The 16740-nt window shown below is 72.0% G+C and carries 18 protein-coding genes; 9 read left to right on the top strand and 9 right to left on the bottom strand.

Annotated elements, in window-relative coordinates; translation table 11 throughout:
- Nucleotides 1-26: 26 nt before the first annotated feature.
- The 3 genes from ACFZDE_RS15660 to ACFZDE_RS15650 form a co-directional block, all read right to left on the bottom strand.
- On the bottom strand, nt 27-1241 hold the full coding sequence (locus ACFZDE_RS15660; protein WP_390995927.1) for an acetyl-CoA C-acetyltransferase: 1215 nt from the start codon (nt 1239-1241) through the stop codon (nt 27-29).
- 11 nt (nt 1242-1252) lie between these two features.
- On the bottom strand, nt 1253-2398 hold the full coding sequence (locus tag ACFZDE_RS15655) for a CoA transferase (RefSeq protein ID WP_390995925.1): 1146 nt from the start codon (nt 2396-2398) through the stop codon (nt 1253-1255).
- A 108-nt stretch (nt 2399-2506) separates the two neighbouring features.
- Nucleotides 2507-2887, bottom strand: a complete 381-nt coding sequence (locus tag ACFZDE_RS15650; RefSeq protein WP_391200230.1) for an MmcQ/YjbR family DNA-binding protein — start codon at nt 2885-2887, stop codon at nt 2507-2509.
- 92 nt (nt 2888-2979) lie between these two features.
- Here ACFZDE_RS15650 and ACFZDE_RS15645 point away from each other — a divergent pair, with 92 nt between their 5' ends.
- On the top strand, nt 2980-4158 hold the full coding sequence (locus ACFZDE_RS15645) for a saccharopine dehydrogenase NADP-binding domain-containing protein (RefSeq protein ID WP_391200229.1): 1179 nt from the start codon (nt 2980-2982) through the stop codon (nt 4156-4158).
- 4 nt (nt 4159-4162) lie between these two features.
- On the opposite strand, the gene mmpA is transcribed toward ACFZDE_RS15645, so the two are convergent.
- On the bottom strand, nt 4163-4309 hold the full coding sequence (gene mmpA / locus ACFZDE_RS15640) for a morphogenic membrane protein MmpA (protein ID WP_390995919.1): 147 nt from the start codon (nt 4307-4309) through the stop codon (nt 4163-4165).
- A gap of 178 nt (nt 4310-4487) precedes the next feature.
- Here mmpA and ACFZDE_RS15635 point away from each other — a divergent pair, with 178 nt between their 5' ends.
- The gene (locus tag ACFZDE_RS15635) at nt 4488-4682 is read left to right on the top strand and encodes a hypothetical protein (RefSeq protein ID WP_390995916.1); all 195 of its coding nucleotides are present in this window, start codon (nt 4488-4490) and stop codon (nt 4680-4682) included.
- On the opposite strand, the gene ACFZDE_RS15630 is transcribed toward ACFZDE_RS15635, so the two are convergent.
- Nucleotides 4670-5362, bottom strand: a complete 693-nt coding sequence (locus tag ACFZDE_RS15630) for an endonuclease V (protein ID WP_390995914.1) — start codon at nt 5360-5362, stop codon at nt 4670-4672. The two genes, ACFZDE_RS15635 and ACFZDE_RS15630, sit on opposite strands and share 13 nt — an antisense overlap.
- A gap of 61 nt (nt 5363-5423) precedes the next feature.
- Between ACFZDE_RS15630 and ACFZDE_RS15625 the strand changes: the two genes are divergently transcribed.
- Nucleotides 5424-5717, top strand: a complete 294-nt coding sequence (locus ACFZDE_RS15625) for a YciI family protein (protein ID WP_391200228.1) — start codon at nt 5424-5426, stop codon at nt 5715-5717.
- 10 nt (nt 5718-5727) lie between these two features.
- On the opposite strand, the gene ACFZDE_RS15620 is transcribed toward ACFZDE_RS15625, so the two are convergent.
- A complete protein-coding gene (locus tag ACFZDE_RS15620) occupies nt 5728-6051 on the bottom strand; it encodes a hypothetical protein (RefSeq protein WP_030840999.1) in 324 nt (107 codons plus the stop codon).
- A gap of 69 nt (nt 6052-6120) precedes the next feature.
- Nucleotides 6121-7215, bottom strand: a complete 1095-nt coding sequence (locus ACFZDE_RS15615) for a WD40/YVTN/BNR-like repeat-containing protein (RefSeq protein WP_391200227.1) — start codon at nt 7213-7215, stop codon at nt 6121-6123.
- Nucleotides 7216-7463: 248 nt separating this feature from the next.
- Here ACFZDE_RS15615 and ACFZDE_RS15610 point away from each other — a divergent pair, with 248 nt between their 5' ends.
- From ACFZDE_RS15610 to ACFZDE_RS15590, 5 genes are all read left to right on the top strand, one after another.
- Nucleotides 7464-7880 carry an SsgA family sporulation/cell division regulator gene (locus tag ACFZDE_RS15610; RefSeq protein ID WP_390996664.1) on the top strand — a complete coding sequence of 139 codons (417 nt, stop codon included), beginning with the start codon at nt 7464-7466 and terminating at the stop codon, nt 7878-7880.
- 329 nt (nt 7881-8209) lie between these two features.
- Complete coding sequence (locus ACFZDE_RS15605; RefSeq protein WP_391200226.1) at nt 8210-9835, top strand: ATP-binding cassette domain-containing protein; 1626 nt, start codon at nt 8210-8212, stop codon at nt 9833-9835.
- Nucleotides 9836-9845: 10 nt separating this feature from the next.
- Nucleotides 9846-12122: an ATP-binding cassette domain-containing protein gene (locus ACFZDE_RS15600; protein ID WP_391200225.1), complete on the top strand. Its 2277-nt coding sequence runs from the start codon at nt 9846-9848 to the stop codon at nt 12120-12122.
- Between the two features lie 269 nt (nt 12123-12391).
- Nucleotides 12392-13168, top strand: a complete 777-nt coding sequence (ddaH, locus tag ACFZDE_RS15595; RefSeq protein ID WP_390995900.1) for a dimethylargininase — start codon at nt 12392-12394, stop codon at nt 13166-13168.
- A 113-nt stretch (nt 13169-13281) separates the two neighbouring features.
- The gene (locus tag ACFZDE_RS15590; protein ID WP_390995897.1) at nt 13282-14259 is read left to right on the top strand and encodes an acyl-ACP desaturase; all 978 of its coding nucleotides are present in this window, start codon (nt 13282-13284) and stop codon (nt 14257-14259) included.
- A 116-nt stretch (nt 14260-14375) separates the two neighbouring features.
- Here ACFZDE_RS15590 and ACFZDE_RS15585 read toward each other — a convergent pair whose 3' ends face one another.
- Entirely contained in the window at nt 14376-14621 is a 246-nt protein-coding gene (locus ACFZDE_RS15585; RefSeq protein ID WP_391200509.1) for a WhiB family transcriptional regulator, read from the bottom strand.
- Between the two features lie 226 nt (nt 14622-14847).
- On the opposite strand from ACFZDE_RS15585, the gene ACFZDE_RS15580 reads away from it, so the two are divergent.
- Nucleotides 14848-15633 (top strand): VOC family protein, encoded by a 786-nt coding sequence (locus ACFZDE_RS15580; protein WP_391200224.1) that lies wholly within the window; start codon nt 14848-14850, stop codon nt 15631-15633.
- 33 nt (nt 15634-15666) lie between these two features.
- Here ACFZDE_RS15580 and ACFZDE_RS15575 read toward each other — a convergent pair whose 3' ends face one another.
- A complete protein-coding gene (locus ACFZDE_RS15575; RefSeq protein WP_391200222.1) occupies nt 15667-16704 on the bottom strand; it encodes a substrate-binding domain-containing protein in 1038 nt (345 codons plus the stop codon).
- Nucleotides 16705-16740 lie beyond the last annotated feature (36 nt).

Below are 16740 nucleotides of genomic sequence, written 5' to 3'. Positions count from 1 at the left end.
GCTCCGTGTGATCCGTCGGGAGGGGGTCAGATGCGCTCGACGATGGTGGCGACGCCCATGCCGCCGCCGACGCACAGCGTGGCGAGGCCGTAGCGCTTGTCCTGGCGCTCCAGTTCGTCGACCAGGGTGCCGAGGATCATCGCGCCGGTGGCGCCGAGGGGGTGGCCGAGCGCGATCGCGCCGCCGTTGACGTTGACCTTGTCGAGTGACAGGCCCATGTCCTTCACGAAGCGCAGCACGACCGCCGCGAACGCCTCGTTGATCTCGACGAGGTCGATGTCGTCGATGGTCAGTCCGGCCTTGGCGAGGGCCTTGCGGGTGGCGGGGGCGGGGCCGGTGAGCATGATGGTCGGCTCGGAGCCGGAGACGGCGGCGGAGACGATCCGGGCGCGGGGCGTGAGGCCGTAGCGCTCGCCGACCTCCCGGGAGCCGATCGCGACGAGTGAGGCGCCGTCGACGATGCCGGAGGAGTTGCCCGCGTGGTGGACGTGGTCGATCTTCTCCACCCAGTGGTACTGCTGGAGCGCCACGGCGTCGAAGCCGCCGAGTTCGCCGATGTCCGCGAAGGACGGCTTGAGCTTGGCGAGGGAGTCGGCCGTGGTGCCGGGGCGCGGGAACTCGTCGTGGTCGAGGACGACGAGGCCGCTGCGGTCCTTGACCGGCACGACGGACCGCTCGAAACGGCCGTCCTTCATGGCGGTCGCGGCCCGCTCCTGGGAGAGGGCCGCGTACTCGTCGACGTCGCGCCGGGAGAAGCCCTCGATGGTGGCGATGAGGTCGGCGCCGATGCCCTGCGGCACGAAGTTGACGTCGAGGTTGGTCATCGGGTCGTTGAACCAGGCGCCGCCGTCGGAGGCCATCGGTACCCGGGACATCGACTCCACACCGCCCGCGAGGACGAGGTCCTCCCAGCCGGAACGCACCTTGGCGGCGGCCAGGTTGACGGCCTCCAGGCCCGAGGCACAGAAGCGGTTCTCCTGCACACCGGCGACCGTGTCGGGCAGGCCGGCGGCGATGGCGGCGATCCGGGCGATGTCGGAGCCCTGGTCGCCGACCGGGCCGACGACGCCGAGGACGATGTCGTCGACGGCGGCCGGGTCGAGGTCCGGGAACCGGGCGCGGATCTCGTGGATGAGTCCGACGACCAGGTCGATGGGCTTGGTGCCGTGCAGGGCGCCGTTGGCCTTGCCGCGGCCGCGCGGCGTGCGGATCGCGTCGTAGACGTACGCTTCGGTGCTCACGAGGAGGCCTTTCACTGAGGGGTGCGGGACGACGGGAGGAGCCCGGGGACGTCCCAGTCCCGGGCGACGTCCGCCGTGTCGGCGCCCGGCCGGGCCGGGCCGGTGCGGACGGAGGTCGGGGTCGCGGAGAAGCGGGGGGCCGGGGCGGGCTGGGTGATGCCGCCGTGGTCGGTGAAGGTGCCGCGGGCGGCCAGGTGCGGGTGGTGCGGGGCCTCGCGCAGTGACAGCACGGGCGCCACGCAGGCGTCGGAGCCGTCGAAGACGGCCGTCCACTCGTCCCGGGTGCGGCTCTTGAAGCGGGTGGCGACCTGCTCGCGCAGTTCACCCCAGCGGGTGACGTCCTTGCGGGCCCCGGCCTGGTCCTCGACTCCGAGGAGGGCGAGGAACTCCGCGTAGAACTGCGGTTCCAGGGCGCCGACGGCCATGTACCGGCCGTCGGCCGTCTCGTAGGTGCCGTAGTAGGGGCAGCCGCCGTCCAGGAGGTTGGCGCCGCGGCGGTCCTGCCAGCCACCGGCGGCGAGCATGCCGTGGATCATCGTGGCGAGATGGGCGGTGCCGTCGACGATGGCGGCGTCGACGACCTGGCCGGTGCCGTGCGCGCGGGCGTGGTGCAGGGCGGCGAGGACGCCGACGACGAGGTAGAGGGAGCCGCCCGCGTAGTCGCCGAGCAGGTTCGCCGGGACCGCGGGCGGTTCGTCCGGGTGGCCGATCATGCCGAGGGCGCCGGTGGGGGCGATGTACGCGATGTCGTGTCCGGCGCGCTGGGCGAGCGGGCCGTCCTGGCCCCAGCCGGTCATCCGGCCGTAGACGAGGCGGGGGTTGCGGGCGTGGCAGTCCCGGGGGCCGACACCGAGGCGCTCCGCGACGCCGGGCCGGTAGCCCTCGACGAGGACGTCGGCGCGGGTGACGAGGTCGAGCACGCGGTCCGGGCCGTCGGGGGCCTTCAGGTCGACGACCACCGAGCGCTTGTTGCGGTTGGTGACGTCGTAGGCGGGGTCGATCGCGAGGCCGGGGCCACCGGGCCGGTCCACGCGCACGACGTCGGCGCCGAGGTCGGCCAGGAGCATGGCGGCGAACGGGCCGGGCCCGATGCCGGCCAGCTCGACGACGCGCACGCCGGTGAGCGGACCGTGTCCTGGCGTCCTTGCCGTGGTCATCCAGCCCCCATGCTGTGACACAACTGATGTAACACCAGTGATGCTAAGAACGTGTTCCACTCGGCACAAGACCTGAACGAGCAAGCGCTTAGCAATCTGCCGGACGGGTCAGTCTCCGTCCAGCACCACGGTCAGCCGTTTCGGCGCGATCACCCGGTAGCTCTCCTCCACCCAGTCGCAGAGCACCTCGGCGGTGGGGGCGCCCTCCCGCTCCAGGGGGACGGTCACCCAGCCGGCCTTGCCCAGGCCGTACCCGGCGGGCTCGGCGCCGGGGCAGGACAACGCGTGGGCGTGCGCCGTCTCGTCGGTGAGCTTCACCGTCACCCCCAGGGGGTGACCGCCGTCCTGGACGCCGAGGAAGACGAACACCTTCTTGTTGACCTTCGCGACGGACTCGCCCCAGGGGAACTCCTCGACCGCGTCCGGCAGCCCCAGGGCGAACGCGCGCGCTTTCTCCCACTTCTTCAGGGCATTCCTGGGCACGGTCATCGTCGTCCTCCGGGCTCGTCGTCACAGCTCCGCACCCCTCACGCTAGCCTCGGCCACCGACAGCGGCACGGGCTGCACGACCGAGGGGTGTCATGAGCAGGCAAAGCAGGACGGACCGTCCGTACGACATCGTGCTCTTCGGAGCGACCAGTTTCGCCGGGGCGCTCACGGCGGAGTACCTGGCCGCCCACGCGCCCGAGGGGCTGCGCTGGGCGATCGCGGGCCGCGACGCCGGGAAGCTGGAGCGGCTGCGGGAGCGGCTGCCCGCCGGCGCGAAGGCCGGGGTGGAGCGGGCGGACGCCGCCGACCCGGCCTCGCTGCGCGAACTCGCCGGGAAGACACGCGTGCTGGCCACGACGGTCGGACCGTACGTGCGGTACGGCGAGGAGGCCGTCGCCGCCTGCGCGGACGCCGGGACCGACTACCTCGACCTGTGCGGTGAGCCGGAGTTCGTGGACCTGATGTACGTCCGGCACGACGCCCGCGCGCGGGAGACCGGGGCGCGGCTGGTGCACGCCGCCGGGTTCGACTCGATCCCGCACGACCTCGGCGTGTACTTCACCGTGCGGCAGCTGCCCGAGGACGTGCCGCTGGCCGTGGAGGGCTTCGTCACCGCGGACGCGGCCTTCTCGGGCGGGACCTTCGCCTCCGCGCTCGGCCAGTTCGCGCGGCAGCGGGAGATGGCGGCGGCCGCCCGGGACCGGCGGCGGCACGAGCCGCGGCTGGTGGGCCGGCGGGCGTCGGCGCCGCTGGGCGGGCCGCGGTTCGCCAAGGAGGTCGGCGCGTGGGCGTTGCCGATGCCGACCATCGACCCGCAGATCGTGCGGCGTTCGGCGTCGGCCCTCGACCGGTACGGGCCCGATTTCCGCTACCGGCAGTACGCGGCCGTCCGGCATCTGCCGGTCGCGGTCGGCGGGGTCGCGGCGCTCGGCGCGCTGGTCGCGGCGGCCCAGGTGCCGCCCGCGCGGCGCTGGTTGTCGGACCGGCTCAAGCCCGGGGACGGGCCGAGCCCGCAGAAGCGGGCGAAGAGCTGGTTCTCCGTGCGCTTCGTGGGCGAGGGCGGCGGTCAGCGGGTGTACACGGAGGTCTCGGGCGGCGACCCCGGCTACGACGAGACGGCCAAGATGCTCGCCGAGTCGGCGCTGTGCCTGGCCTTCGACGACCTTCCCCGCACCGCGGGTCAGGTCACCACGGCGGTGGCGATGGGCGACGCGCTGATCGACCGGCTGCGCGCGGCGGGCATCCGCTTCCGCGTGGCGGCGGCGCGCTGAGGGTCTACAGCGGCCACTCGGCGAGGGTGTAGATCATCCCGGCGATCCAGCCGAGCCCGGCCAGCGCGGCGAGGATCAGCCCGATGGTGACGGCCCGCTCGACGGTCTGCGTCGGGGCGGCGACAGGCTTGGGGGCACGGTGCGTGGTCATGCGCCCCAGCCTGCCGAGGGGGTGGCGGCGGGACATCCGTACGGGTACTCAGGCCCGGTACTCAGATCCGGCCGCCCGCCCCGGCCGTCTCTCGCCCCCGACTTGAGACTTCCGGCGTCCCACCCCTGGCTACCGCCCGCAAAGTGCCAACGAGGAGTTCAATGAAACCCTTGAAGGTATGAGATTCCTCCTCGAAGTGTCCCTGGACGACGCCGCGCCGGCGAAGGACCCGGCGGCCGAACTGGGCCGGATCCTCAGGTACTGGGCCGGCAATCTGCACCACTACGCGCTCACCCCCGGGGACGAAGCGGCGATCTACGACTCGGAGTACCGGGAGGTGGGCCGCTGGCGGGTGGACGGTCAGGACGGGTAGGCCTCCCGCAGGGCCGCGCGGCACAGCGCGTCCGCCCTGCGCGTGGTCTCCGGCAGGCGGTAGCGGGGAGTCAGCGCGAGGGTGTGCGCGCAGGCGTTGTCCAGCGTGGTCCGGTGGCCGACGGAGACGAAGACCGGCTTGACGGCGTCCCGGGTGCGCAACGCCCGGCCGACCTCCTCGGAGCCGGCGAGCAGCGCGGAGGTGCTGGCGCGCGGGGTGTCCGGGTCGTCGTGGGTGAAGGTGAACGGGTTCTTCGCGACGCCGATCGTGGGCAGGCCGGTCAGGACGCCGAGGTGGCTGGCGAGGCCGAAGCGGCGGGGGTGGGCGAGGCCGTAGCCGTCGCAGACGACCAGGCCGGGCGGGCAGGGCAGGGCGTCGAGAGCGGCGAGGACCGTCGGGATCTCGCGGAAGGCGAGCAGCCCGGGCACGTACGGGAAGGAGACCCGGCCCACGGCCGTGGCCTCGGCGACGACCTCCAGATTCGCCGCGTCCAGCACGACCGCCGCCGCGGCGACGACGTCGCGGGCGTCGTCGTAGGCGACGTCGACCCCCGTCACATGGCCCGTCCCGGGCGGCGGTCCCGGTTCGCCGAGGATCACGCGTGCGCGCAGTGCGTCCTGGACGGCGCGGGCCTGCTCCTCGGTGGCGGGCCAGTCCTCGGGGATGCGTACGGTCGTCATGGTGCCCTGAGCCTACGGGCCCCCCGCGGCCGGGCGGTCGCCCGGGGATAGGCTCCCGGTCATGTTCGTGCTGGAGCTGACGTACACCGCCCCGCTGGAAGCTGTCGACGCCGTGCTGGACGAGCACGTGGCGTGGCTCGACGAGCGGTACCGGCAGGGGGTGTTCCTCGCGTCCGGGCGCAAGAACCCCCGCGACGGCGGGGTGATCATCGCCGTCGCGGAGAACCGTGCGCGGATCGAGGAGCTCACCGCTCAGGACCCGTTCGTCACCGCGGGCGTGTGCGCCTACCGCGTCACCGAGTTCACGGCGACGAAGACGGCGCCCGCGCTGGAGGCCTACCGCGAGACCCTCTGAGGCGTCCGCCTCACTTGCCCAGTGCCCGCTGCAACTGGCTCTTGTTCATGCTGGAACGGCCCTCGACGCCCTTGCGCTTGGCCTCCTGGTACAGCTGGTCGTAGGTGGGTCCCTGGGAACCCTGCCCGGAGCGCTGACCGCCCCGCTTGCCGGAGGACATGTCCTGGGTGGAGGTGCGGCTGGCGGTCTTGGACTCGCCGGAGCGGGCGCGTTCCTTGTTCACCGTCCGCGCGGCGATCTCCTTGGCGCGGCCGGTGCTCTCGCCCCGGTCCTTCGCGCTCTCCTTGATGTGCTCGTACTGGCGCTCCCGCTTGGAGCTCGAACCGCGTGGCATTCCCGCTCACTTCCTTTCCGATCGGTGAACGAGTACCCACCCTGCCGACGATCAGGGCACCCTGCATGCTCAGTGCTCCAGGCGGGCAACCCGGCCCTTCTCACCGGCGGCCCAGCATCCGTGGTCCGGGGTGCAGTCGACGGTGTCGTAGGAGCCGGTGTCCACGGTCCGCCAGGTGCGGCCGGCGTCCGTGGTGAGGTCGGTGCCGGTGGGGCCGACCGCGAGGGCGGCGGTGCGGCTGTGCGGGAGCCAGGCGACGCCGGAGCGGTAGGCGGGCGGGGTGGTGGTGGCCGGGCGCCAGGTGCGGCCGCCGTCGACGGTTCGGGCGGCGGCGCTCGGTGAGGGCTGGTCGGGGCGGAAGTCGCCGCCGACGGCGAGGCCGTGGGCGCGGTCGCGGAAGGCCAGCGCGAAGACGCCCCGGGCCGGGTCGCCCGCCGGGAGGGGCGTGTCGGTGGCCGTCCAGGTGCGTCCCCGGTCCGCGGAGTGCAGCACACGCGCGCGCTGCGCCCCGCCGGTGGCGAGCCAGACGTCCTTCGGCCCGGACGCCACCAGGCACTGGCCGCTCGCGGCGAATCCGGCCTCGCCCTCCTGTGCGGCCGGCATGCCCCGGTCCGGCAGCACCTTCCAGCTGCGGCCGCCGTCGCCGGTCGACAGGATGCGGAACTTCCCGTCCACCGGGTCGCTCATCGCGAGTCCGTGACGGTGGTCGAAGAAGGTGAGGCAGTCGTAGAACGCCTTGGGGTCGGTGTTGCGGAAGGACTCCGTCCAGGTCGCTCCGCCGTCGTCGGTGCGGTAGACGCGGGACGCCTCGCCCTCGCCGATGGCCAGGACCACGGCCCGGCGCGCGTCGAACGCCTCGATGTCGCGGAACTGCAACTCCCCCGCGCCGGGCGGTGAGACGTTCCGCCAGCTCGCGCCGGAGTCGGTGGTGCGCAGGACGGTGCCGCCGGTGCCGGCGACCCAGGCGGTGGTGCGGCTGACGGCGGCGAGGCCCCGGAAGCGTGCCTCCGGGGTGCCGGTGTCCTTGAGTTGCCAGTGCGGCGCCCGGTGTTCCCCCTCGTGCGCTTGTGCCGGTACGGCGGTCAGGGCCCCCAATGCCGCCGCGCAGGCCGCCATCGCGGTCGCCCTGCTGCGTGTCCGTCCCGTCCGTCGCGTGCTCCCCATGCGCCTCATGGCCGGGGAAGCTAGCCCACCGCCCGGGTGCCGTCCAGACGGCCTCCGCGCTCGCGCCTCCGGCACCACACGTGTCCTCGGGGACACACGAGGAGAGCCACGTCACTCCGGTGCATGAACGCGGTGACAGAGGTCACTCGCATTTCGTGTGCACGGATTGGCTGATTCCGTCGTCTCTTCCCATGCCCGGCCTCATCCGCCCGGACGTGTCCGTCCAGCCGTCACAAGGGAGCAAGGCGTTGTCCATCGTCATCGAGCAGCCCGTGGAGGCCCGCCTCGTCGCCGCCGCGCCGCGTATGCCGAGCATTCCCGCGACGCTGCACTACGACCGGCGTGATCCTTTCGCCGTCCGCATGACCTTCCCCGCTCCGGCCACGCTGGAGGGCGTCGAGGTCTGCTGGACCTTCTCCCGCGAGCTGCTCACCGCGGGCCAGCGGAGCGCCGAGGGGCAGGGCGACGTACGCGTGCGCCCCTACGGCTACGACCGCACGGTGCTGGAGTTCCACGCCCCGGAGGGCACCGCCGTGGTCCACGTCCGTTCGAGCGAGATCCGCCGGTTTCTCGACGCCACGAGCGAACTCGTGCCCGTCGGTCTTGAGCATCTTCAGCTGGATCTGGACCACGGCCTCGCGGAGCTGATGCGGGACGCGTGCTGAGCGTGCCGCCGTCGGGCGCGGGGCCTGCTCGGGGCGGGCGATCGAGCCGCGCGTTAATCCGTTGACAGGCTCTGGGCGCCCTTCTACGGTGTAGAGCGTCCCTGTCGCCGCCGATTGGAGAAGGACGTTGCTCGTCTGAGGTCCTGAGACACCGCGTCACACCCCCTTTCCCGTGGTGTGCGCTGCGTGCGACCTCGGCGTTCGAGCCGTCCTCCGGTGCAGGGCATCTCTCATGTCCGTGATGTGCCCATGGAGCCTCACCCCCGGTCGCAGGTGTCTCGACACGCGTTTGCCCCCACTCGTTTCGAGCAACCGCGAAAGAGGCCCCCATGCCCACCTCCATCACCGTCACATCCCTCGCGTTCACCTGGCCCGACGGCAGCCCCGTCTTCGAGGACCTGGACGTCGCGTTCGGCCCCGGCCGGACCGGACTGGTCGGCGTCAACGGGTCGGGAAAGTCAACCCTGTTGAAGCTGATCGCCGGTGAGCTCACCCCCACCGACGGCACCGTCCGCGTGGCCGGTGAGGTCGGCTACCTGCCGCAGAACGTCACGCTCGACACCACCCTGCGCGTCGACGAGACCCTCGGCATCGCCGCCCAGCGCACCGCCCTGCACGCCATCGAGGCCGGTGACGTGAGCGAGAGCCATTTCGAGACCGTCGGCGACGACTGGGACGTCGAGGAGCGCGCCCTCGCCACGCTCGGCGAACTCGGGCTCGGACACATCGCGTTGGACCGCACCATCGGCGAGGTGTCCGGCGGCGAGTCGGTCCTGCTGCGGCTGGCCGCGCTGCTGCTGCGCCGGCCCGACGTACTGCTGCTGGACGAGCCGACCAACAACCTCGACCTGTACGCCCGAAGGCGGCTGTACGCGGCCGTGCAGACCTGGCCGGGTGTGATGGTCGTCGTCAGCCACGACCGTGAACTGCTGGACCTCGTCGACCAGATCGCCGATCTGCGCTCCGGTGAGATCAGCTGGTACGGCGGCAACTACTCCGCATACGAGGAGGCACTGGAGATCGAACAGGAGGCGGCCGAGCGCATGGTGCGCGTCGCCGAGTCCGACTTCCGTAAGCAGAAGCGCGAACTGGCAGACGCCCAGGTCAAACTGGCCCGCCGTAAGCGGTACGGGCAGAAGATGTGGGACAGCAAGCGCGAGCCGAAGATCGTCATGGGGGCGCGCAAGCGCGCGGCGCAGGAGTCCGCGGGCAAGCACCGCATCATGCACGAGGAGAAGCTCGCCGAGGCCAGGGAGCGGCTCGACGAGGCCGTGGAGGCGGTAAGGGACGACGACGAGATCCGCGTCGACCTGCCGTACACGGCGGTCCCGCCGGGGCGGACCGTCCTCACCCTCCAGGATCTCGGGCTGCGCTACGGCGCCCGGGTCAAGGGCGGACTCGACCTGCGCGGGCCCGAGCGGGTCGCGCTGATCGGGCGCAACGGCGCGGGCAAGACCACGCTGCTGCGCACGATCACCGGCGAACTCGCCCCGGAGGCGGGCGAGGTGCTGGCACACGTCCCGCTGCGGTTCCTGCCGCAGCGGCTCGACGTCCTCGACGGGGAGCTGTCCGTCGCCGAGAACGTGGCCCGGTACGCGCCGGACGCCACCAACAACCGGATCCGGGCGCGGCTGGCGCGCTTCCTGTTCCGGGGCGCCCGCGCCGACCAGAAGGCGTCGACACTCTCCGGCGGCGAGCGCTTCCGGGCCGCGCTGGCCGCGCTGATGCTGGCCGAGCCCGCACCACAGCTGCTCCTGCTGGACGAGCCGACCAACAACCTCGACATGGCGAGCGTCCGGCAGCTCACCACGGCCCTGGAGTCGTACGAGGGGGCGCTGGTCGTGGCCAGCCACGACCTGCCGTTCCTGGAGTCGATCGGCATCACCCGCTGGCTGCTGCTGGAGGAGGGAGAACTGCGGGAAATCACGCCAGAGGCTGTCGGGTTTTCCTCCTAGCGTCGGAGGCATGACCGACTTCGCACACGACGCCATCACCCTGACCGGAGCACGCGAGAACAACCTCAAGGACGTCACCCTGCGCATCCCGAAAGGCCGGCTGACCGTGTTCACCGGCGTTTCGGGATCGGGGAAGTCGTCCGTCGTCTTCGACACGATCGCGGTGGAGTCGCAGCGCCAGCTCAACGAGACCTACCCGTGGTTCGTCCGCAACCGGCTGCCCAAGTTCGAGCGGCCGCACGCGGACGGGCTGGAGGACCTCACCCCGGCGATCGTCGTCGACCAACGGCAGGTCGGCGGCCACTCCCGGTCGACCGTCGGCACCATGACGGACGTCTACTCGGTGGTCCGGGTGCTGTTCTCCCGGCACGGCACCCCGAGCGCCGGACCGGCCACGGCCTACTCGTTCAACGACCCGTCGGGCATGTGCCCCGAGTGTGACGGTCTCGGCCGGACGGTACGGCCCGACTGGGACCGCATCCTGGATCCGGACCGCTCCCTCGCCGACGGGGCGGTCCGCTTCCCGCCGTTCGCCGCCGGGACCTGGCAGGGCAAGACGTACACGAACAGCGACGACCTCGACCCGCACAAGCCGGTGGGGCGGTTCACGGCCGCCGAGCGGGAGTTCCTGATGCGCGGACGGCCCGGCAGCAAGGTCACCGTCGACAGCAGCGGCGGTGCCTGGACCACCGAGTACGAGGGGCTGGCCGTCCGCTTCGAGCGGCTGTATCTGAAGCGGGACCTGTCGGCCATGAGCCAGAAGACCCGGGACCTGGTCCGCGCGTTCCTGGTGGAGGACACCTGCCCGGGCTGCCGTGGAGCGCGGCTGAACGCGGCGGCGCTCGCGACCCGGATCAACGGCCTGTCGATCGCCGACTGCGTCCGTATGCAGGTGACAGACCTGATCGCCGTACTGAAGGAGATCGACGACCCGGTGGCCGGGCCGATCGCCTCGGCCGCCGTCACCGCGCTGGAGCGGATCGAGGCGATCGGCCTCGGCTATCTGAGCCTCGACCGGGAGACCGCCACCCTCAGCGGCGGGGAGGGGCAGCGGCTGAAGACCGTACGGCACCTCGGCTCCAGCCTGACCGGGATGACGTACATCTTCGACGAGCCGAGCGTCGGTCTGCACCCGCGGGACGTGGGCCGGCTCGGCGACCTGCTGCTGCGGCTGCGCGACAAGGGGAACACCGTGCTGGTCGTCGAGCACGACCCGGATGTCATCGCACTCGCCGACCACGTCGTCGACATGGGGCCTGGCGCCGGGGCGGGCGGCGGCACGGTGGTCTTCGAGGGGACCCCGCGCGACCTGGCCGCCTCCGGCACGCTCACCGGGCGCTGCCTGCGCGCGCGTACGGCGGTCAAGGACGAGGTGCGGGAGCCCACCGGCGAGCTGTGGGTCAAGGACGCCGGCCGGCACAACCTGCGGGACCTGACCGTGCGGTTCCCGGCCGGTGTGCTCACCGCCGTGACCGGCGTCGCCGGGTCGGGGAAGAGCACCCTGGCCGGGGAATTCACCGCCGCGCACGAGGAGGCCGTGGTCGTCGACCAGTCGTCCATCGGCATCTCGGGCCGCTCCACCCCGGCGACCTATCTGGGGATCATGGACACGGTCCGGAAGGTCTTCGCCCGGGGGACGGGGGCCGAGCCGGGCCTGTTCAGCTTCAACTCCCACGGCGCCTGCGGCACCTGTGAGGGCCGGGGCATCATCTACACCGACCTCGCGTTCATGGACCCGGTGACGACGACCTGTCACGACTGCGAGGGGCGGCGCTTCAAGGAGGAGGTGCTGCGGCTGACCGTGCGGGGCCGTTCCGTCGCGGACGTCCTGGAGATGACGGCCGAGCAGGCCCTCGGCTTCTTCGACGACCCGGGCGTACGGCGCCGGCTGAGCGCCCTGAGGGACGTCGGACTGCCGTACCTGACGCTCGGCCAGCCCCTCTCCACCCTCTCCGGCGGTGAACGGCAGCGCATCAAGCTGGCCACGCGACTGCACCGGACCGGCGCGATCTACGTGCTCGACGAACCGACGACCGGCCTGCACATGGCGGACGTGGAGGGCCTCGTCGCCCTGCTGGACCGGCTGGTCGACGCGGGCAACACGGTCGTCGTGGTCGAGCACAACCTGGCCGTGATCGCCCGTGCCGACTGGGTGATCGACCTGGGCCCGGACGGCGGCCGGGCCGGCGGCGAGATCGTCTTCGAGGGGACGCCCCGGCGGCTGCTGGAGACGACGGGTTCGGTCACCGGGGAGCATCTGCGACGGGCGGTGGGGTCGGCGTGGTGAGTTCGGACGGGGTACCGGTGGGCGACTTCGGGAGGACGCGGGCGCGGTATCGGTGAGCGAGTTCGAGGAGGCTCGGAGTTCGAGGCAGCTCGGGCGGGGTACCGGCTGGTGGTGGAGCAGATCCTCGGCCCGCCCCGGGGCTCCCCGGGGCTGTCCTCCGCTCCGTCCGCCCTGCATGATGGCGGCCGACGCCCGACAGGGTTCCGGTCGATCCCGGACGCTCCGCCGGCGCTGTCCCGACACCTCCCATCCGATACGGAGTCATGCTCGTGCCCAGCAAGAAGGCCCTCGTCCGCCGCCCCGGTCCACGTCTCGCCGAAGGGCTGGTGACCCACATCGAACGGGAGAAGGTCGACGTCGACCTCGCCGTCGAGCAGTGGGAGGCGTATGTGGAGGCCCTGGGCGCGCACGGCTGGGAGACCATCGAGGTGGACCCCGCCGACGACTGCCCGGACGCGGTGTTCGTCGAGGACACCGTCGTGATGTACAAGAACGTGGCCCTGATCACGCGCCCGGGCGCCGACTCCCGGCGCGAGGAGACCGCCGGGGTCGAGGAGGCCGTCGCCGGTCTGGGCTGCTCGGTGAACTGGATCTGGGAGCCGGGCACGCTGGAGGGCGGAGACGTCCTGAAGATCGGCGACACCGTGTACGTGGGCCGGGGCGGTCGCACCAACGCCGAGGGCGTCCGGCAGCTGCGCGCCGCGTTCGAGCCGCTCGGGGCACGGGTCGTCTCCGCGCCGGTGAGCAAGGTGCTGCACCTGAAGTCGGCGGTCACGGCGCTGCCGGACGGAACGGTCGTCGGGCACATCCCCAGGATGGACACGCCCTCGCTGTTCGGGCGCTTCCTTCCGGTCCCCGAGGAGGCCGGCTCGCATGTCGTGCTGCTCGGCGGCGACAAGCTGCTGATGGCGGCGAGCGCTCCGAAGACCGCCGAGCTCTTCACCGACCTCGGGTACGAACCGGTCGTCGTGGACATCAGCGAGTTCGAGAAGCTCGAGGGATGTGTGACGTGCCTCTCGGTGCGACTGCGGGAGCTGTACGTCTGAGCAGGGAGCTTTACAGCCCGCTTAACCTACGGCCTCGTAACCTACGGCAACGTAGCCTACGATGCCGTAGGTTCCCCGCACACCGCTCATACGCTTGTTCCCCTGGAGAGTCCATGACGATCACCACTCCCCACCTCGGCAGCCCGGCCGGTGCCTGGACCGACGCCCAGCTGCTGTACGCCCTGGAGGAAGTGGTCGAGAAGGAACTCAACCGGCATCTGAAGGTCGCCAAGGACTGGATGCCGCACGAGTACGTGCCCTGGAGCGACGGGCGCAACTTCCCCGGTCTCTTCGAGGACGGCGAGGCCTGGGAGAAGGAGCAGTCCAAGGTCACCGAGATCGGGCGCATCGCGCTGGTGGTCAACCTTCTCACCGAGGACAATCTGCCCAGCTACCACCACGAGATCGCCTCGCTGTTCGGCCGTGACGGCGCCTGGGGCACGTGGGTGCACCGCTGGACCGCGGAGGAGGGCCGGCACGGCATCGTGATGCGCGACTACCTGCTCGCCTCGCGCGCGGTGGACCCGGACAAGCTGGAGGAGTTCCGGATGTCCCACATGAGCGAGGGCTTCGAGTCGGACAACCGGCACTCGATGCTGCACTCGGTCGCCTACGTGGCCTTCCAGGAGCTGGCGACCCGCGTCTCGCACCGCAACACCGGCCACCAGTCCGGGGACCCGGTCTGCGACCGCATGCTGGCGCGCATCGCCACGGACGAGAACCTGCACATGGTCTTCTACCGGAACCTGCTGAAGGCGGCGTTCGAGCTGGCGCCCGACCTCACGATGATGGCGGTGCGCGACGTCATCGTGAACTTCCGGATGCCCGGCCACGGCATGCCCGGCTTCGAGCGGGCCGCCGCGCAGATGGCGATCGGCGAGATCTACAACATGCGCATCCACCACGACGACGTGCTCCAGCCCGTGCTGCGCTTCCTGAAGATCATGGAGATCGACGGCCTGGGCCCCGAGGGCCGCAAGGCGCAGGAGGAGCTCGGGCTGTACATGGGCGGCCTGGACTCCGAGGCATCCAAGTTCGACGAGAAGCTCGCCGCCCGCAAGGCCCGCATGGCCTCCCGCGCCGGCGCCTGACGCCACCCGTCACACCCGAAGCCAGAGCCCCGACCGCGCAGAGCGGCCGGGGCTCTGCGCGTGTCGCGTGTGGGCCGCATTTCCCTGGCGGGCCGTGGGTCGCGCTCTCTCGGCCGTTACCGGGACACGCGGCGCAGTTCCAGGCGTTCCTTTTCCGACAGGCCGCCCCAGACGCCGAAGCGTTCGTCGTGGTTCAGGGCGTACTCCAGGCAGGCCTCGCGGATCGGGCACATGCCGCAGATCCGCTTCGCCTCCCGCACCGAACTGCCCGGCTCGGGGAAGAAGAAGTCCGCCCCCGTCTGCGCGCACAACGCCTCTTGCTGCCATTCGAGTTCGGGCGAGGTGATCGTGTCGATGTGCATGCCCGACAGCGTCCCGGGCGGTGAAAAACGTTCGATCAACGCGGGATCAACACCGCGTTCACGGCCCCCCGGCCACCTGGATGGTGACCCACCGGACGGGGCCTGCGCACGGCGGCGCGCGGAAACATCCGAAACCCCGCCGCGGCCGCGCTCCGGCGGCGCCCGGTACCGCACGGTGCAAAACTCGGCAGTGCAGCCGACGGGCCCCTGCGCGAGGAGGGCGACGATGCTCACCACCCGTTACGTCACCGGCGCTCCGAACTGGATCGATCTCGGTACCCCCGACATCGAGGGCGCCGCCGCCTTCTACCGCGAGCTGTTCGGCTGGCGTTTCCAGCCGGGCGGCCCCGAGGTCGGGGGGTACGGACTGTTCCGGCTCGGCGACCAGACGGCCGCCGGGGGCATGCAGACCACGCCGGAGCAGGGCCCGCCGTCCTGGACGGTGTACTTCCATGCGCCGGACGCGGACGCCACGGCCCGCGCGGCCGAGCAGGCGCACGGCGCGGTGACCGTGCAGCCGATGGACGTCCAGGACCTGGGCCGGATGGCGATCCTCGCGGACCAGGTCGGGGTGCCCTTCGGCGTGTGGCAGCCGGGGCGCAACAAGGGCCTGGAGGTCGTCCAGGAGCACGGTTCGCTGTGCTGGGTCGAGCTGTACACGGCGGACGTCCCGGCCACGGCGGCCTTCTACCGCTCCGTCCTCGGTCTGGAGACCTTCCGCGCCGACTTCGCGGGCGGCACGTACACCACGTTCAACCCCGCCGGGGAGAGCGAGGACGCCATGTTCGGCGGTGTCGTCCCGCTGGCCGACGCCCCGGACGAGGAGGAGGCGTACTGGCTGCCGTACTTCGAGGTCGCCGACCCGGACGCCCTCGTGGCCAGGACCGGCGAACTGGGCGGCACGGTCCGCCTCCCCGCGACGGACCTCCCCTCCGTCGGCCGCCTCGCCAAACTCGCCGACCCGTACGGCGCCCGCTTCGCGGTGATCCGCAGCGAACCTCGGCAGGGTTGAGGCGACCGGCCCAGGGGGTGCGGCCGGCACCCGCTACGCCGACCCCCGCCGCACCAGCGTCGTCGGCAGCACCACGCTCGACGGGGTCGCTCCGACGCCCTCACGCGGGGCGTCCCGGTCGAGGCCGCGCAGGAGCAGGCGGGCCATCAGGCGGCCCATCTCCTCTATGTCCTGACGGACCGTCGTGAGGGAAGGCTCGGTCTGTTCCGCGACGGGCCGCATGTCGTCGAAGCCGATCACGGCCACGTCGTCCGGGACCCGGCGGCCCGACCCGCGCAGGACGCGCAGCGCCCCGGAGGCCATGAGGTCGTTGGCGGCGAACACCGCGTCCACGTCCGGGCAGCGCTCCAGGAGTTCACGCATCGCCCGCTCGCCACCGGCGGGAGTGAAGTCGGCCTCGGCGATCAGCCGCGGGTCGGCGTCCACCATGACGTCCCGGTAGCCGTCGAGGCGGTCCGCGGCGGAGGTCTGGTCGAGGGCGCCGGTGATGTGCGCGATCCGGGTGCGGCCCAGACCTGCCAGGTGACGGACCGCGTCGCGGGCCCCGCCCCGGTTGTCGCTGTCGACGTAGACCACCTCGCGCCGGTCGCCGCTCCAGCCCGGGCGCCCGCCGAAGACGGTGGGGATGCCGGCCCGCTGGATCAGCTCCGGCAGCGGGTCGTCGAGGTGCAGGGAGAAGACGAGGGCCCCGTCGACATGTCCGCCGGCGAGGTAGCGGCCGACCCGGGCGTGGTCGTCCCGCCCCTCCGTGAGCAGCAGGACGAGCTGGTTGTCGTGGGCGGTGAGCTCCTTGCTGATGCCGCGCAGCTGGAGCGCGAAGAACGGGTCGGCGAAGACCCGGGTCTCCGGTTCGGCGACGACGACCGCGATCGCGTCGTGCCGCCGGGTCACCAGGGAGCGGGCGGCCTGGTTGGGCACGTACCCGAGCTCCTCGACGGCCTTGCGGACCCGCTCCACGAGGACGTCGCGCACCCCGTCCCCGCCGTTGACCACGCGGGAGACCGTGGCCCTCGAGACACCGGCCCGGGCGGCCACGGCCTCCAGGGTGGGACGTGGCGCTGTGTCGGTCACTTCGGGGCTCCTCACCTGCGGCTGCGGATCAGGATA

The organism is Streptomyces sp. NPDC007929 (assembly GCF_042959065.1).
Lineage (GTDB): Bacteria > Actinomycetota > Actinomycetes > Streptomycetales > Streptomycetaceae > Streptomyces.
This window is presented reverse-complemented; position numbering and strand designations above follow the sequence as displayed.

Excerpts from the sequence above, each read along its gene's own strand:
- ACFZDE_RS15655 (WP_390995925.1), bottom strand. The coding sequence starts at position 2,398 with ATGACCACGGCAAGGACGCCAGGACACGGTCCGCTCACCGGCGTGCGC.
- ACFZDE_RS15650 (WP_391200230.1), bottom strand. The coding sequence starts at position 2,887 with ATGACCGTGCCCAGGAATGCCCTGAAGAAGTGGGAGAAAGCGCGCGCG.
- ACFZDE_RS15645 (WP_391200229.1), top strand. The coding sequence starts at position 2,980 with ATGAGCAGGCAAAGCAGGACGGACCGTCCGTACGACATCGTGCTCTTC.
- mmpA (WP_390995919.1), bottom strand. The coding sequence starts at position 4,309 with ATGACCACGCACCGTGCCCCCAAGCCTGTCGCCGCCCCGACGCAGACC.
- ACFZDE_RS15635 (WP_390995916.1), top strand. The coding sequence starts at position 4,488 with ATGAGATTCCTCCTCGAAGTGTCCCTGGACGACGCCGCGCCGGCGAAG.
- ACFZDE_RS15630 (WP_390995914.1), bottom strand. The coding sequence starts at position 5,362 with ATGACGACCGTACGCATCCCCGAGGACTGGCCCGCCACCGAGGAGCAG.
- ACFZDE_RS15625 (WP_391200228.1), top strand. The coding sequence starts at position 5,424 with ATGTTCGTGCTGGAGCTGACGTACACCGCCCCGCTGGAAGCTGTCGAC.
- ACFZDE_RS15620 (WP_030840999.1), bottom strand. The coding sequence starts at position 6,051 with ATGCCACGCGGTTCGAGCTCCAAGCGGGAGCGCCAGTACGAGCACATC.
- ACFZDE_RS15615 (WP_391200227.1), bottom strand. The coding sequence starts at position 7,215 with ATGGGGAGCACGCGACGGACGGGACGGACACGCAGCAGGGCGACCGCG.
- ACFZDE_RS15605 (WP_391200226.1), top strand. The coding sequence starts at position 8,210 with ATGCCCACCTCCATCACCGTCACATCCCTCGCGTTCACCTGGCCCGAC.
- ACFZDE_RS15600 (WP_391200225.1), top strand. The coding sequence starts at position 9,846 with ATGACCGACTTCGCACACGACGCCATCACCCTGACCGGAGCACGCGAG.
- ACFZDE_RS15590 (WP_390995897.1), top strand. The coding sequence starts at position 13,282 with ATGACGATCACCACTCCCCACCTCGGCAGCCCGGCCGGTGCCTGGACC.
- ACFZDE_RS15585 (WP_391200509.1), bottom strand. The coding sequence starts at position 14,621 with ATGCACATCGACACGATCACCTCGCCCGAACTCGAATGGCAGCAAGAG.
- ACFZDE_RS15580 (WP_391200224.1), top strand. The coding sequence starts at position 14,848 with ATGCTCACCACCCGTTACGTCACCGGCGCTCCGAACTGGATCGATCTC.